The following is a 1,109-nucleotide window of genomic DNA, read 5'->3' as shown; positions in this document are numbered from 1 at the left end:
GGAAAGCTCGCGCCGCCTGTCGCACACCCAGCTGGAGGGCATGCGCATCGACAGCGACGATCACGAGAAGGCGCCCACCTACTGGCCCGCCTACGCATGGGCCGCTGCCACCAGCATCGCGCTCACGCTGATCTGCACGCCGCTGGCCCACGTGCTGGAGCTGTCGAACATCGTCATGTTGTTCCTGCTCGGCGTGGTGGGCGTGGCGATGCGCTTCGGGCGCGGGCCCGCGGCGCTGGCGGCTCTGCTCAACGTCGCGGCCTTCGACTATTTCTTCGTGCCGCCGCGCCTGTCGTTCGCAGTGAGCGACGTGCAGTACGTGCTGACCTTCGCGATCATGCTCGGCGTCGGCCTGCTGGTGGGGCAGCTTACGGCGGGGCTGCGCTTCGCGGCTGGCGTGTCGGCCAGCCGCGAGCGGCGCGCGCGTTCGCTGTTCGAGCTCACGCGCGAACTGTCGGCTGCGCTGGAGAGCTCGCAGGTGGTCACGCTCGGCACCGCTGCCGTGCGGGGCCACTTCGGCGGCGATGCGCTAGTGCTGGTGACCGACGCGTCCGATCAACTGATGCTGCCCGCCGACCCTCCCAAGGGCTTCGACCCGCAGGTGGCCGACTGGGCCTTCCGCCACGCCCAGCCCGCCGGCCTTGCGACCGCCACGCTGGCAGCGCAGGCCTGGCACTACGTGCCGCTGCAGGCGCCGATGCGTGTGCGCGGCGTGCTCGCCTTGTCACCCGCGCAGCCGCGCTGGCTGCTCATTCCCGAACAGGCGCAGCAGCTCGACACGCTGGCGCGGCAGATCGCGATCGCGCTGGAGCGCGTGCACTACGTCGAGGTGGCGCAGCAGGCCGTGGTCGAGATGGAATCGGAGCGACTGCGCAACGCTTTGCTCGGCGCTATCTCGCACGACGTGCGCACGCCGCTCACCGCGCTGATCGCGTTGGCCGAATCGCTGCAGACCCTGCCGCCCGAGGAGCACGGCAACACCGCGCGCGCCATCGTCGCGCAGGCGCACGAGCTGCATGCGCTGGTCAACAACCTGCTCGACATGGCGCGGCTCGAAAGCGGCATCGCGGGCGGTGCCGTGAACCTGCGACGCGACTGGCAGTCGGTGG

At 70.6% G+C, this 1,109-nt stretch carries 1 protein-coding gene; it reads left to right on the top strand.

What is annotated here, in order from left to right; genetic code table 11:
• Window positions 1-1,109, top strand: a 1,109-nt coding sequence (locus tag ACSFA3_RS25185) for a DUF4118 domain-containing protein (RefSeq protein WP_435508067.1), incomplete at both ends; no start/stop codon positions are given.

It is taken from the genome of Variovorax glucosi (assembly GCF_051216695.1).
In the GTDB taxonomy this organism is placed as follows: Bacteria; Pseudomonadota; Gammaproteobacteria; order Burkholderiales; family Burkholderiaceae_C; genus Variovorax.
The sequence above is the reverse complement of the archived record's forward strand: the minus strand, read 5'-3'. Positions and strand labels throughout refer to the sequence as shown.